The sequence below is a fragment of the Geobacillus kaustophilus genome (genome assembly GCF_000948285.1).
Lineage (GTDB): Bacteria > Bacillota > Bacilli > Bacillales > Anoxybacillaceae > Geobacillus > Geobacillus thermoleovorans_A.
The window spans coordinates 21,220-35,485 of sequence record NZ_JYBP01000001.1 but is presented as its reverse complement, the minus strand read 5'-3'; the positions used below and the strand labels follow the sequence as shown (position 1 = coordinate 35,485).

The window sequence follows — 14,266 nt, the reverse complement described above, 5'->3', positions numbered from 1 at the left end:
AGAGGGGGCGATCATTGATCGCTTCCCTCTTCACGGTTATTGTAATCATATTTTGACGGATCGACCGGTTTGAAGCCTTTCGGTGTATAGAATCGGAGCAAATCACCGTAGACGACTTTATCCGATAGATCGAGTTTGGTCCGAACGATTTGTTCAATGCGCTTAATTTCCGGTGTTTCTTCAAGCGATTCGCCCGTTTTCGTGTCATAGTATTTGCCATTGACAGCCGTTACGCTCGGAGTGACAAAGTCGCCGTTGCGGAACGGAACAATTTCTTGATGTTCCGGCGACAGCAAATCCGTGCCGAATTGGACGAAGTTTTTCGTGTCGATGCCAAGCAAGTGCAGCACCGTCGGCAACAAATCGATTTGGCCGCCAAACTCATGAATGACGCCGCCTTTTACGCCCGGCACGTGGATGAACAGCGGCACCCGCTGCAATTGTGCATGCTCATACGGTGTAATTTCTTTTCCTAAAATTTGCGCCATCGCTTTGTCATGGTTTTCCGAAATGCCGTAATGGTCGCCGTATAAGATGATGACCGAGCGGTCGTACAGGCCCGATTTTTTCAGATAATCAAAGAACTCTTTCACCGCCTCGTCCAAATAACGGGCCGTTTGGAAATACCGGTCGACTGTTCCATCACCGGTCGTCGCAGGCGGGATCGTCGCGTCTTCCTCGCTGATCGGGTACGGGAAGTGGTTGGACAGCGTAATAAATTTCACATAGAACGGTTCTTTCAATGTTTCTAACAGCGGGATTGACTCCCGGAAAAACGGTTTGTCTTTCAGTCCGTAATTCAAGACGTCCTCATCGTTCATATCGTAGTAGCTTGCGTCAAAAAAGTGGTCAAAGCCGAACGACTTGTAAATTTCATCGCGGTTCCAGAACGTTTTGTAGTTGCCGTGGAAAACCGCGCTTGTATATCCGTACTGGTGAAGAATGGCCGGAGCCGCATGATACGTGTTTTGCCCTTTTGTTGTGAACACGGCCCCTTGCGGCAAGCCAAACAGCGAATTTTCCAGCATGAACTCCGCGTCCGATGTTTTCCCTTGCCCTGTTTGATGGAAGAAGTTGTCGAAATAGAACGTGTTCGGATCGCGGGTGAGCGAGTTTAAGAACGGCGTCACTTCCTCGCCATTCAGTTTGTAGTGAATTAAAAAGTTTTGGAATGATTCTAAGTGAATATAGATGACATTCATGCCTTTGGCCACGCCGAAATATTTCGGATTCGGCTTGGCGTATGTCGCCTGCACATGGTTCAAGACGGTCGTGATGTCGCTTTTGTTGGCGAACGCCCGTTGCGTCGATGATTTCATGCTTTGGATCGCGTCGTAAATTAAATAGTTGTACACGCCTAAATACTTGACGATATAGTTTCGGTCAAACGTTCTTGTCAAGAGCTGCGGGCGGTCCGCCTCAGCGAGCGCCAAGTTGACGCTGAACATTAAAATGGCCGAGGCAAAAATGGCCCCTTTTTTGAAACGGCCGGCCCGCACAGGCGGGAGCGGGAACCGTTTTGAGAAGACGATGACCGATAAAATGATCGTATCCAAGAAATAGAACGCGTCATACCAATGGATCAATTCCCAAATGCTTCCGCCGAGGTCGCCGAAGTTTTTCGTTTGCGTCAACGTCGGCAATGTAATAAAATCGCTGAAAAAGCGATAATAGACGATATTGGCGTATAAGATGAACGATAAAATGAAATTAATAATAATGAGCCATTTGTACACACGCGTTTCCTTGGCCAACAGGGCCAATCCAAGGAAGAATACCGCCGAGCTGACCGGGTTGATGAACAATAAAAACTCCTGCATGGAGTTGCTGATGCCAAGGTTAAATTCTGCTAAATAGGCGGCGTACGTCTTCAACCAAAATAAGAGCACGGCAAAAATAAAAAAGCCGATGTATTGGTTAGGGAGAGAACGACATTTTTTCAACCAGTTTTCCCAAACTGCCTTCACGTCCTCTTCTCCTCCTTTGTCCCGTATTCTTTAACGATGCTTCTATGTTTATATCAACAGCCGTTGTCCACAGCAACCAATGTTTTATTCTGACATGATTTTACATCGGAACGTCTCCATGTCAAGTAGCATAATACGTCTTTTGCCAAAAGTCAATGGAATGTTTTGAATGGGGCTGGCGCAAGCCCTTTTCCGCGCCTCGCTGCCTTTGTGATTCCCAGCTCGATTACGATTCACCATTCATATAGACGAACGGAGACGGAAAAGGTTTCACTTCATCCGCATTCTTGAAGCTGGTGGCCATGCCCTTTATCCATTTTATTATGTGGGAAGAATGTTATGATGAAAATTTGTTTAAGGTACCCGAACCAGCTGGTTTTTGTTATATTTTTCTATGCATCATCCACAACTAAAGGAAGAAATGGATGAAGGGAAAGGGGTAAACCATGCCAATGAATCCAAAAAGCAATTTTTTTGATCCGCCGAAAGTATTAGTGTCGGGCTTTGCCTTGATTATTTTGGTTGGAGCTTTCTTGTTGATGCTGCCGACGGCGACCGTTGACGGGAAAGGACTTCCGTTTTTAGACGCCTTGTTTACAGCGACATCTGCTACGTGCGTGACCGGACTTGTTGTGGTTGATACGGGGACGACGTTCACGTTGTTCGGCCAGCTGGTCATTTTAGCGCTGATCCAAGTGGGCGGGCTTGGATTTATGACATTTGCTACGTTGTTTGCCTTTTTGCTCGGCAAGCGGATTTCCTTGAAAGAGAGGTTGTTGCTGCAAGAGGCGCTCAATCAGCTGAGCATCGAAGGGATTGTTCGGCTCGTGAAACGCATTCTCGTTTTTACCGTCGTTATTGAAGGCATCGGTGGATTGCTGTTGGCGATTCGTTTCTCGTTCGATATGCCGTTTTGGAAAGCCGTTTACTTTGGGTTCTTTCATGCGATTTCCAACTTTAACAACGCCGGCTTTGACTTGATGGGCGAGTTTCGCAGTTTGACCGGCTACGTGGAAGATCCGGTCGTGAGCCTTGTCGTGCCGATTTTAATTATACTGGGCGGGATCGGTTTTATTGTCATGAATGAAGTGTATGAGTACCGGCAAACACGGCGGTTGTCTCTTCATTCGAAGGTGGTGGTCATCACGACCGCATGGCTGGTGTTTGCCAGCATGGCGCTGATATTGCTGCTGGAGTGGAACAATCCGAAGACGATGGGGCCGCTGTCGCTCTCAGGCAAGTTTTTGTCCGCGTTTTACCAAGCGGTCACCCCGAGAACGGCGGGCTCGAATACGCTCAACATCCCGGATTTGACGCAGCCGACGCTGTTTTTGATCGTTTTTCTCATGTTTGTCGGCGCTTCTCCGGGTTCGACGGGCGGAGGAATCAAAACGACGACGTTCACGACCTTGCTCGGCGCCGTATGGTCGCAAATTCGCGGCAAAGAAGATGTCATTTTGTTTCGGAAACGGATCGTGTACGATACGGTGTACAAGTCGCTGACAGTGACGATGAGCGGGTTGTTTGTCGTCATGCTTGTGACGATGGTGTTGACGATGACCGAAAAGGGAAAAGACTTTTTAATGATTTTATTCGAAGCGACATCGGCGTTTGGGACCGTCGGACTATCAATGGGGTTGACGCCCGATTTGTCCCCGCTCGGGAAGGTGATCATTGTCTTGACGATGTTTGCCGGCCGCGTCGGCCCGTTGACGATCGCCTATGCGGTCACGCTGCGCCGTCAGCCCGATCCGTTCCGCTATCCGAAGGGGAAAATGATGATTGGATGAGTGAAAAACAGAAAAATGTCGGGAGCGTGAGTGAAGGGGAAATAATAAGGAAAAAATAAGCTCAAAAGCCCAGAAACTCGCTGTTTTCCTCCTTTACCATCGGTCAGAGCGGGTTGATTAAAAAATTATGGCAACGGGAAGAAGGACGGAAGATCGGCGTGCTGCTTACCGTTGGAACGGGAGCGGCTGTCACCGGGATGGTCACGCTCGTCACGATGATCGCCAAATTTACGCAAGGAGCATGGATCGTCATCGTGGCGATTCCGCTGTTTGTCTGGATGTTCAGTCGAATTCATGAACATTACAAAAAACTTGGCGAGCAGCTGCGGCTTGACGAACGGGAGTGGCAACAGCGCGAGAAAATGTTGAAACCAAAAGTCATTATTCCCATTTCCGGCGTCAGCAAAGTGGTCGCCCAATCCGTTCAGTACGCCCGCAGCATTTCCGATGACATTACGGCGCTGTCGATTATTTTCAACGAAAAAGACGAACAAAAGCTGCGGCAAAAGTGGGAGAAGTTTTATCCGGACATTCCGTTGAAAGTCATCTATTCACCGTACCGAACCATTTTGTCGCCATTGTTAGAATACATCACGAAAGCGGAAAAAGAAGCAGACCGCGCGCCGGTGACGGTGCTCTTGCCTCAATTTATCGTGAAAAAATGGTGGCATACATTTTTGCATAACCAAACCGCTATCATCTTGCGCTTTTTCTTGATCATGAAAAAAGATGTTGTCATTGCAACGTTGCCGTATCATTTGCCGGAATAATGTCGAGAAAAGGGGAAACATTTCCCTGGAAATCGATGCGTGTCGAATGGCAAGAAAGTCCCCTCTCCGTACGTAATTGCATATCGTACGGCAGGGGGGATTCATATGTGGTTATGGGTGTCCATGATTTTGCTCGCTTTCAGCGTGAGCATAGACAGCTTGAGCGTAGGCATTACGTATGGAATGGGTGGTGTCCGTTTTTCCTTCTTTTCGTTGGCGCTTATCGCATCCATGTCCGGGGCGGTGGTGTTTGCATCCATGAACATCGGTCGTCTGTTGGCGCTTGTTTTACCCTTGCAAGTGGAGAAGGGGATTGCTTCCTTCATTCTCATAGCGCTCGGCGGTTGGGCAATGTATAACGTCTACAAGCCGAAGCGACAGGAGACTCCTATGGAATTCAATGAAACAGGGGAAACGATCGGATTCAGCGGCGCTGTTCAAGTATTGAAACGCCCCGAACTTGGCGATCTTGATCGTTCAGGCACGATCAGTCAAAAAGAAGCGTTGTTGATCGGGATCGCTCTGTCGATGGATTCATTTGGCGCCGGGATCAGTTCGTCGCTTTTGCATTTTCCTCCGCTTTCGTTTGCCCTGTTGGTTGGCGTGTTTAATCTTGTGTTCATCCGACTCGGCTTATCGTTTGGGTATATGGTGTCGAAAACGGGAATCATGAAAAAGGCGACCATGCTGCCTGGGATTGTGTTGATCGTCCTAGGGTTGATCAAATTATTTCGGTGACACCATTTTGGCGGCTTGTTCGTAATTCAAGTGTGAAATTAGGTTGATGAAAGGAGAGAGGTCCGGTGTGGAAAAGGTTTTTATCGAAACTCGGCATTGGCGCTGCCAAAGTGGATCTCGTGCTGCATCGCCCTCATGTGCGCCTTGGTGAAACGTTGGAAGGGGAATTTTTGCTGGAAGGCGGTTCGGTTGCCCAACACATTCGGAACCTAGATGTCGTATTGCAATTGGAAGTGCATGCGGAAGGAAAGGCATATCGCCGAACCGCAGCGGTGATCCCGATCGCTTCCTCGTTTACGATTCAGCCCGGTGAGCGGAAAGTGCTCCCGTTTTCGTACACACTGCCGTTCCATTTGCCGATCAGCCGCCCAACGGTCCGTTATACGTTCGTCACCCGGCTCGATATTGCCGATGGGGCGGATGCATATGACCAAGACGCCATTCACATTTTGCCGCCGACGGCCTTGGAGCAAGTGTTTACCGCTTTGGCAGCCTTAGGATTCCGGGAGAAAGCGACATCCGGAAGCATTACGCCGCATGGACAGGAATTTTCGTTCTTCCCCGCGGGCGAATTCCAAGGGATCGTCCAAGAAGTCGAGTTTTTTGCCCTCGTCGAGGAAGAAGGGGTGCGTTTGTATATGGAGATCGACGTTCGCCACGGCTTTGGCGGGGAGCGCGAAATGAAACGAGAGCTGTTCATTTCCAACGAGCAGCTTCGCGACCCGGCGGCCTCGACTCGCTTGTTGAAAGAAGCAATCGACGAGGCCGTGCATGCAGCGGGATCGTTTGCCCAGCCATCCAGGTATCCCTGGGCAACACCGCATTCCCCCATTTATGGACATCCAGCCGGCCATTATCCGTCCATCCACCATTCGCACCATGGTGGACATGGGTGGGCCGGCGCCATTGGCGGATTTGCCGCCGGGATGCTGGCAGGAATGGTGGCGGAAGAGCTGCTTGACGATGTGATCGATGATGTCGCTGACGGGTTGGACGTGGATGATTGGTTTGATGGCGGCGATGGATTTGACGGCGGGGATCTGTTGTAACAGTAGCTGAGGAAGGCGTTTCGCTTTTCGCGGGACGCCTTTTTTGCTGGTGCAGGAAGCTCGGACAATAGTGACCATTTCCTTTTGGCAGGCATATACAGTAAATGGAAATCAACCAATGAACAACAAGGGGAGAACGTGATCCATATGCATGGACAGATGCACGGCCATCGCCATTTGGCTTGGCATGAAACGTTGGAGTTGCATGAACTGATCGCTTTTCAAGCACACGGGCTCATAAAACTGAAAAAGGCGGTCGGCAAAATCGACTGTCCTGAATTAAAAGGATTGTACCTTGAGACAATTCAAGGGCTGGAAACGAATTTGCGCGAGCTGCTTGCCTTCATTCCGGCGGCACCTATGATGGAAGAAAGACGCGACCATGATGATGGCGACCGCGCCTTGCACGCTGGCGACTTGCTTGGCTTTTCAAAAACGGCAGTGCGCAATTATGCTGCTGCCATTACCGAGGCGGCGACGCCGGTGTTGCGCAAAACGTTTGTCAAACACCTGCTCAAAACCATTGACACGCACGAAAAAGCGTTCAACTATATGCATAAACACGGTTACTACCCGGCGTACGATCTTGGCCATCTTCTTCACAATGACGTCCGCAATGCGCAAAAAGCGTTGTCGATGGGATATGAACGATAACAGAAGTGAGCCGCTCCCGCCAAACGGAGCGGCCTCTTTCATCACTGTGGGAAGGAGCGGACTGACCGACGGCGAATACATAAAAGCGGGAAGCAGCTAAGCCTAATGGAGCTAGAAGAGAGGAAAGATAAAAGAACGAAGGAGGCGTCATCGGTGCGTTACTATATCGTTTTTGATATTGGCGGCACATATGTCAAACATGCCGTCATGAACGAGCATGGCGACTTTCTAGAAAAGGGGCGTTACCGTTCGGAGCGGCATGACTTTCATCAATTTCGCGATGACTTGCTTAACGTCGTCCGCCAAGCGCAGGAAAACTATCAACTTTCCGGCATCGCGATCAGTTCCGCAGGAAGTGTGGATAGCGACATCGGCCACATCGGCGGAAGCAGCGCCTTGCCTTGTATTCACGGTCCCAACTTTAAAGAAGTATTTGGCGGGGCGACGGGCCTGCCGGTGGAACTGGAAAATGACGCGAACTGCGCGGCGCTCGGTGAATTATGGAAAGGAGCGGGGCGGCACTGCCGCGACATCGCCTTTGTCATCGTCGGCACCGGCATTGGCGGGGCGATCGTGAAAGACGGACGCATTCATAAAGGAGCGCATTTGCACGGCGGGGAATTCGGTTATATGTTGATGGACGTCCGCTATGAGAACGGAAGGATCGAATGCAAAACATGGAGCGAACTGGCGGCGACAAGCGCGCTGATCCGGATGGCGGCCAAGGAAAAAGGGATGCCGGAGAGGGAGCTGGACGGAGAAAAAGTATTTGCGTTGGCCGAGAGCGGCGATGAAGCCGCGCAAAAGGCCATTGACCGGTTTTATTTTTCATTGGCCCAAGGGATTTTTAACTTGCAGTACGCATACGACCCGGAAAAAATCATTGTCGGCGGAGGCATTAGCAGCCGCCCCGATTTCGTCGACGAAATCAACAAGCGGCTTTCGGTGTTATTGTCGCTCGTTCCAATTGCCAAAGTCCAGCCGGTGGTGGAGACGTGCCAATTCAAAAACGATGCGAACTTGCTCGGCGCTTTGTATCATTACTTAGAGCGGCACGGGGAGTTAGGGGAAGCGTCCGGCCCGTCCCATTGAGCAGCAACAGGAAGTCGACGGTTCTGTCTCGAAAACAAGGCCGCTGCCCAGAAAAAGCGCGGGTAGTACAAGACAAAGATTTGTAGTACAATAGAGCAGGCGTGGCCAAAAGTGGAGTGTTATCCCACCCGATTGGCCCATATGTATAGAAAGGACGACCCCGCGCAGAAAGGATGGAAGGACATGCACTGGATGGAATTGTGGAAGGCGATCATTTTAGGGATGGTCGAAGGGCTGACCGAGTTCGCCCCTGTTTCCTCGACCGGCCATATGATTATTGTCGACGATCTTTGGCTGAAATCCACAGAGTTTTTAGGCAAGTACGCGGCGAATACATTTAAAGTCGTCATTCAGCTCGGCTCGATTTTAGCCGCTGTGGTCGTGTTTAAAGACCGATTTCTCGACTTGCTTGGCGTTCGCGGCCGCCATCCGGGCGGGCATCCGCGGCTGACGCTCATTCACGTCATCATTGGCCTGCTGCCGGCTGGGGTGCTCGGCGTCTTGTTTGAAGATTACATCGATGAACATTTGTTTTCGACAAAAACGGTGCTGATCGGCCTTGTGCTCGGCGCGCTGCTCATGATCGCCGCCGACAAATTCGCCAAAAAAGCAGCGCGGGCGCAGACGGTCGACGAAATTACGTACAAGCAGGCGTTTCTTGTTGGTTTGATGCAATGTTTATCGCTATGGCCCGGTTTTTCCCGCTCTGGCTCGACGATCTCAGGCGGGGTGCTTGTCGGCATGAGCCATCGCGCCGCCGCTGATTTCACGTTCATTATGGCCGTTCCGATCATGGCGGGGGCGAGCGGGCTGTCGCTGTTGAAAAACTGGCAATACGTCACCGCAGCCGATATCCCGTTTTTCATCGCCGGCTTCTTGAGCGCCTTTGTCTTCGCCTTGCTCGCGATCCGCTTTTTCCTTGAGCTCATCAACCGCATCCGCCTCGTGCCGTTTGCGGTGTATCGGATCGTGCTGGCCGTTGTCATTTATGTCTTATACTTCTAGTCGTGCCGCCTGGCGGGATTGTTCCGCCGGGCGGTTTTCATTTGACGGGAAGTGAACACGGGAAGGCAGCAGCAAACAAACATGAACGCATGTTACACTTCAACCTTGAAAATGACTGCTTGTATATACATCGATATTTATAAGGGAAGCCATTTAACTGAAAAATCCTGTTCTCCAGCAGTGTTTTTTTAAATTGAAAAACCTTCTAAATCCGGTGTTCCGTTTTCGTAGAGAACCAGCGATGGAAAAGGACAGGTTTTTTAACCACTCTTTTAGAAGAAAAATTAGCGTTTTCCACAATTCAATCATCCAAACAATCCGAGTTCGATGGCTTTTCCCACCGCCCCTGCCCGCGACTTTACATCAAGTTTTCGCAAAATGGAAGATACGTGGTGCTCCACGGTTCGTTTGCTGATGTTTAATTGTTCGCTAATTTCGATATTCGTTTTGTCTTGGGCAATGAGCTCGAGAACAGCCAACTCCATTTCGGTTAGGGACGAACGATCATGGAAAACGAGGTGGGTCGGAAATGATTTCACCCCTCGATGGCTTTCCCGAATGGCGTGAATAAGTGTTTCGACAGAGTCTTGTTCGGATACAAAGGCATAGGCGCCTGCCTCGTAGGCGGCGTTCATGTACTCCAGACAATGAGATCGAGACAAAATCACGACTTTGCATGCAGGAAATAATGATGAGATTTTCCTTGTCCAAAGGAGGCCGTTTTTCCCTTTGAAGCGAATGTCCATGACAATAATGTCAGGCTGATGTTGAGCGATTTTCTGCTCCAAGTCGGTCGGAGAGGAAACGGCGCCCACCACTTCCAAGTCTAGCTCACGTTCCAGCAACTGACGGATGCCATCCATGACAAGACAATGATCGTCCACTAGCAGGACTTTGATCTTCACAATTTCTTCCCTCCCCCCCCCCGTAAAACATTGTGAGTGGCTGTTTATTTGGCTGAAACACGAGTTGCTGTGGAAAATGATGGAGTTTTACAGGGGGATGAACGATGTGCCGTTTTGTCCAATGAGGCCGTCTCTCTCAGCCTAATCCATTAAAATTTTACAATATATATCCATCTCAGTAAACTAAATTTCAAAAAATAGGTATTTTCCGCAATGAAATTTGTGGAAAATACGGATGTTTTCGGGGAGTAATTTTGCTAAAGTAAAATGTGAAGCCGGCCGGCTATTCGTATATCATCAATCATTGGCGCTTTGTGTTGGATCAAAGCATGAAGTATAAAAGGGGGATTACTTATGTTTGGGATTCTTGCTTCGCCTAAAACCGTCCATATACTTTTGCGAAAGGTCATGACATTGGCTGGTGTGTTGATGCTTTCCATCATCGCTTTTGGCTTAATAAACCCAAATCAAGCTGCAGCGTGGTTGCATCCAGGTCCTACCGTCCAATATCCAATTGAGGGAGGAAAATGGACATATGGCTTCTGGAATGCTATGGTTCGCTCCTACTACTATCATCCGAATTCGTGCCACGGTTCAACAGTTGTATACAATGGTGAGATGCTACGAAGTGTTGATACCCCACCAGGATTGACCTCTGCTGCTGAGAAAGGGGCTCTTAATTTTCCGTGGTCCGATGACGCCTATTATTATAGAATTTGCAAATAGTGAATCTGTTTGACTGGAAGCTTTTCTTTCACCCCTTCCCGAGCGGGATGGGGTCTTTCTCTTCCCGACGGATGATGGATTAGGAAAGGAATGAGGCTCATGCATAAAAAAATCGTGATCGCTGTTTCCGCTGTGCAGTTTCTTCTCTTAGCTTTGGTGGCGGTCGTTGTTTCGGATATCCATGACCGATTTTTTCCTGAGCAGCTGGGTGTGAAAGCGAAAGTGACATTGGATTTTAGCCAGTCTGATTTGCGTCAGGAAGATGTGTTTCAACAGTTGGGTGCGATGAGCGATCAATGGGAATTGGGATTGATGAAAGTCGCGCCCGATTTACGGGGGGATCAGTCAGGGCAGATCTTCGTTCAAGTGGGACAGAAAGGGGCATTTCCGAAGCGAATCGAGCGTTTTGGCCATGAGCCGGATGCGGAGATCCGCGATCGCCGCGCGTTGGCCCATTCGTTTGCCAATGGCGATTATTTGGTGACAGGGAAAACCGATCATATAGACGAGTTGAAACATTGGCTGACGTCACATCGAGTCGATCAGAAATGGAGCGAAGAAACACTGTTGACCATTCTCGAATTTTTGATCATGCAAAGCGATTTCGGTGTAGCGCTATTGGCCGTTTCGATGTTGATGGTGTCGTTAGCCTTGTATTGGCTGGCTGTCAAGGCGAAAGGGCGTGCGTTGCGTGTGTTGGCGGGAGTTCCGACGTGGCGCATCCAGTGTGAGGATTTCAGTCACTTTTTACTGGCTATGGTTCTCGCCGCCGCCATATTGGACGTCTTGGCAGCTCTTTATGTCGGTTTTGTCTATGGATGGGGATTCGTGCCTTACTATAGTAAAGTATTGCTTTTGGCTGAGGCGATGGTGATCTTCTCGACACTGGTTTGCGCGTTGATATTTTCTATTGCCTCATGGCCGAATCCAGAGATGTTAGCGATGCGCGAGCCCGCTGTCAAGCGTTTGGCCAAAAGTTCGGCCGCGTTGAAACTAGCTGTATTTGCTTTCGTCCTTTCCACTGTCTCACCGGCGGTTTCAGCTTATACAAATGCAAGAAAAACGGCACAGGAACAAGTCATGTGGAAGTCGTTGGCTGATCAAGTGGTGTTGGTGTTCCCGTCCCGTCCGGGGAGCGCCGGGGGAGCGGAAATCGAGCAGTTATTTCAGACGTTGCAACCATCGGTCGGGGACATGGTTCGACAAGCGGAGACCGCCAATCGCGTGGTGTTATCGAAAGCGTGGACGGAAGACGATTTCGCCATCGATGGTATGACCATTGCGCCGTACCGTTACGTTATTATGGTGAATGAGCGATGGCTGGATATCGTTCGCAAGAAGAACAAAGGACTGTCTTTGGTTCCTCTTGCGCTGGAGCAGATTCCAAAGGATGCGAAAAAATTTCTGGAATCCTCAATTCCATTATATGTAAGAAAGCAGCAGCAGGCAAGAAACATATGGCATGAGGTCAAGATGTATCGTTTGACCGGATCGTCCCTTTTTCCATTTGTCCGCTTTGGCGGGCAACTTGAGTTTGCCCAGCCGAAGGACGTGTTATTGTTGTTTGCACCTCATGTCCATGCATTGTTCAACGACAATTTTTTGATCTCTGTTGCTTCCTCGTCGGAGTTGAGTTTTGTCGGATTAGAGGAAACACAGAAACTCGTATCTGAACGCGGCCTTCAGAACCGGATCCGCGTCAACTATATGGCGGAGGAAGGAATTTTGCGCGCGCAGCTTTATGCCTATTTTGTGTGGCTTAGAGCTGGATCGATCGTTGCTCTTTTGGCAGCCTTGGCCATTGCCGCGACCATTAGCGCGTTTATTATGGCCGTGTTAAAGGCAAAGCGCGATTTCCCGCTTCGTCTTGCTGGGGCATCTTGGTGGGCGGTGTCGCGCGGGCGAATCGTGAAAGAGTGGGTGTTAGGGGGGATCGTGGTGATGCTGATTATGCTATTTCAAGGAGCAAACGGCTGGTTGCCGGTCGGTCTAACGGGGGCGCTTGTGCTGCTTGCTTTGCCGTTCGTACATATTGGTGCGGCAGCTTGGGTGTTTGCGAAAAATTCCCTGCGCCAGTTGTAGAAAGAAAAAGGAGGAGTCGACTGCAATGAGGATTGAAGCCAATCAAGTGACGATGACCATCAATGAGCGAACGATTATGGAAAATGAAAGTGTCATATGCTCTCCTGGAGCCTTGACGGCGCTTGTCGGTCCAAGCGGAGCGGGCAAAACGACGCTTCTCCATGTGCTTGCATTGCTTTTGCGGCCGACAAGCGGGCGTGTATTGATTGATGGTGTTGATACAACCAGTTGGGGAGCTAAGCAACGTCGTCTGTTTTGGAAAAACCATGCGGCATTCATTCTCCAAGATTACGGAATTATTGAGGAAGAATCTGTCGCGTTTAATGTCACGATGACTTCGAGTTTGTTTCGCTCTAAAGTTGTAGGGGACGAGGAGCGGGTGCGCAAAGTGTTATCGGAAACGGGGTTGGATGGAAGAGAACGAGAATTGGCCGCCCGTCTGAGTGGAGGAGAAAAACGGCGTTTGGCGATTGCACGCGCTCTCTATAAAGATGCACAAGTCATTTTTGCTGATGAGCCGACGGCTTCTCTTGATGAGGCCAATGGAGATCGCGTCATTGAGCTCCTTCAATTATTGGCGAAGCAAGGGAGAACGGTCATTGTCGCGACCCACGATGAGAAAATGATGCGCGCTGCCCATGCCGAGCATGCGCTAAAGGGAATGCGACATGGTAGATGAGGAGAAGGGGGGACGAATGAAGATGGCGAAAAAACGATGGTGGGGCATTGGCGTTGCCATTGTGTTGGTCGGCGGATTTTTAGTAGCGGGAGGGGGGATTGGTTTGTCGCTCATCCCGTTTCCAGGCAAACAGGAATTTGCTCGTCCCGAATGCGGAAAACTGCCGAGCCAATCGGAGGTGAGACGCGCATTGAGTCAGCACCGGGATCTCGTGGCTCGCTTGGAGAACGTGGGGAAGGGAGTAAGCGTGAAGGTGGGGGCACCGTGCGGAGATCATGCAGATGAAGCGCTCATCCGCATTGTTTATCATACAAAGGCGGAACGGGATGCTGTTTCCTCCATTTTGGCTGACCACAGTTTCGGGGTTCCGGTTGAGCTAATTGAAAGATGAGATGGTGTTGATTTCTCAACTTGAGAAGGGACGTTTTTGAGCTGCTTTTGTTTTTTCATTCAAATCACCGTCCTTCTAGGCCGACGATTCGGAGTTCTTTCGCTCCTTGGATCTTTTACGCGTGGGGGCTTTGCTTCGTTTTCGCATTTGATTTCCTCCATGCAGCCCCGTATATCCAGTTCATGAAGAGCCGTTACAAAGGCTCGGCATCGATGTTGAGTCGAGAGAGAGGGGGAGGTGAAAGCGCTGCTTTGTCAGCAAAGAAAAAAAGATTCTTGCTCTTATTCTGTACTATAAGTTATAATACAGTAAAATCGCTTTAGGTGTAGCCCTATCGCATAGACAAGTTATTGAGAAGACATCGTTATTTCTGTGCGGTCTTATTATTTATTCCAAATGAATTGTGATCGGCTTGAGC

12 protein-coding genes and 1 pseudogene are annotated in these 14,266 nt (G+C 49.7%); 11 read left to right on the top strand and 2 right to left on the bottom strand.

Annotation, left to right across the window (positions count from 1 at the left end; translation table 11 throughout):
• Window positions 1–11: 11 nt before the first annotated feature.
• Window positions 12–1,967: an LTA synthase family protein gene (locus LG52_RS00190; RefSeq protein ID WP_044730379.1), complete on the bottom strand. Its 1,956-nt coding sequence runs from the start codon at window positions 1,965–1,967 to the stop codon at window positions 12–14.
• Window positions 1,968–2,419: 452 nt separating this feature from the next.
• On the opposite strand from LG52_RS00190, the gene LG52_RS00185 reads away from it, so the two are divergent.
• From LG52_RS00185 to LG52_RS00155, 7 genes and pseudogenes are all read left to right on the top strand, one after another.
• The gene (locus tag LG52_RS00185) at window positions 2,420–3,757 is read left to right on the top strand and encodes a TrkH family potassium uptake protein (RefSeq protein ID WP_044730378.1); all 1,338 of its coding nucleotides are present in this window, start codon (window positions 2,420–2,422) and stop codon (window positions 3,755–3,757) included.
• Between the two features lie 80 nt (window positions 3,758–3,837).
• A pseudogene (locus LG52_RS00180) lies at window positions 3,838–4,527 on the top strand (amino acid permease); the annotation flags it as partial.
• Between the two features lie 105 nt (window positions 4,528–4,632).
• On the top strand, window positions 4,633–5,265 hold the full coding sequence (ytaF, locus tag LG52_RS00175; RefSeq protein WP_044730377.1) for a sporulation membrane protein YtaF: 633 nt from the start codon (window positions 4,633–4,635) through the stop codon (window positions 5,263–5,265).
• 65 nt (window positions 5,266–5,330) lie between these two features.
• Window positions 5,331–6,314 (top strand): sporulation protein, encoded by a 984-nt coding sequence (locus tag LG52_RS00170; RefSeq protein WP_044730376.1) that lies wholly within the window; start codon window positions 5,331–5,333, stop codon window positions 6,312–6,314.
• A 147-nt stretch (window positions 6,315–6,461) separates the two neighbouring features.
• The gene (locus tag LG52_RS00165) at window positions 6,462–6,968 is read left to right on the top strand and encodes a spore coat protein (protein ID WP_082055773.1); all 507 of its coding nucleotides are present in this window, start codon (window positions 6,462–6,464) and stop codon (window positions 6,966–6,968) included.
• Window positions 6,969–7,121: 153 nt separating this feature from the next.
• The gene (locus LG52_RS00160) at window positions 7,122–8,060 is read left to right on the top strand and encodes an ROK family protein (RefSeq protein WP_044730375.1); all 939 of its coding nucleotides are present in this window, start codon (window positions 7,122–7,124) and stop codon (window positions 8,058–8,060) included.
• Window positions 8,061–8,243: 183 nt separating this feature from the next.
• Complete coding sequence (locus tag LG52_RS00155) at window positions 8,244–9,065, top strand: undecaprenyl-diphosphate phosphatase (protein ID WP_044730374.1); 822 nt, start codon at window positions 8,244–8,246, stop codon at window positions 9,063–9,065.
• A 305-nt stretch (window positions 9,066–9,370) separates the two neighbouring features.
• Here the strand turns inward: LG52_RS00155 and LG52_RS00150 are convergent, their stop codons facing one another.
• A complete protein-coding gene (locus LG52_RS00150; protein ID WP_075261685.1) occupies window positions 9,371–9,973 on the bottom strand; it encodes a response regulator transcription factor in 603 nt (200 codons plus the stop codon).
• A gap of 351 nt (window positions 9,974–10,324) precedes the next feature.
• On the opposite strand from LG52_RS00150, the gene LG52_RS00145 reads away from it, so the two are divergent.
• The 4 genes from LG52_RS00145 (at window position 10,325) to LG52_RS00130 (ending at window position 13,848) form a co-directional block, all read left to right on the top strand.
• Window positions 10,325–10,696: a lactococcin 972 family bacteriocin gene (locus LG52_RS00145; protein WP_052523744.1), complete on the top strand. Its 372-nt coding sequence runs from the start codon at window positions 10,325–10,327 to the stop codon at window positions 10,694–10,696.
• 99 nt (window positions 10,697–10,795) lie between these two features.
• Window positions 10,796–12,778: a hypothetical protein gene (locus tag LG52_RS00140; RefSeq protein ID WP_044730373.1), complete on the top strand. Its 1,983-nt coding sequence runs from the start codon at window positions 10,796–10,798 to the stop codon at window positions 12,776–12,778.
• A 25-nt stretch (window positions 12,779–12,803) separates the two neighbouring features.
• A complete protein-coding gene (locus LG52_RS00135) occupies window positions 12,804–13,457 on the top strand; it encodes an ABC transporter ATP-binding protein (protein ID WP_044730372.1) in 654 nt (217 codons plus the stop codon).
• A 22-nt stretch (window positions 13,458–13,479) separates the two neighbouring features.
• Window positions 13,480–13,848 (top strand): hypothetical protein, encoded by a 369-nt coding sequence (locus tag LG52_RS00130; RefSeq protein WP_044730413.1) that lies wholly within the window; start codon window positions 13,480–13,482, stop codon window positions 13,846–13,848.
• Window positions 13,849–14,266 lie beyond the last annotated feature (418 nt).

Coding starts and splice junctions, on each gene's coding strand:
- LG52_RS00185 (WP_044730378.1), top strand. CDS start 2,420: ATGAATCCAAAAAGCAATTTTTTTGATCCGCCGAAAGTATTAGTGTCG.
- ytaF (WP_044730377.1), top strand. CDS start 4,633: ATGTGGTTATGGGTGTCCATGATTTTGCTCGCTTTCAGCGTGAGCATA.
- LG52_RS00165 (WP_082055773.1), top strand. CDS start 6,462: ATGCATGGACAGATGCACGGCCATCGCCATTTGGCTTGGCATGAAACG.
- LG52_RS00155 (WP_044730374.1), top strand. CDS start 8,244: ATGCACTGGATGGAATTGTGGAAGGCGATCATTTTAGGGATGGTCGAA.
- LG52_RS00145 (WP_052523744.1), top strand. CDS start 10,325: ATGTTTGGGATTCTTGCTTCGCCTAAAACCGTCCATATACTTTTGCGA.
- LG52_RS00140 (WP_044730373.1), top strand. CDS start 10,796: ATGCATAAAAAAATCGTGATCGCTGTTTCCGCTGTGCAGTTTCTTCTC.
- LG52_RS00135 (WP_044730372.1), top strand. CDS start 12,804: ATGAGGATTGAAGCCAATCAAGTGACGATGACCATCAATGAGCGAACG.
- LG52_RS00130 (WP_044730413.1), top strand. CDS start 13,480: ATGGCGAAAAAACGATGGTGGGGCATTGGCGTTGCCATTGTGTTGGTC.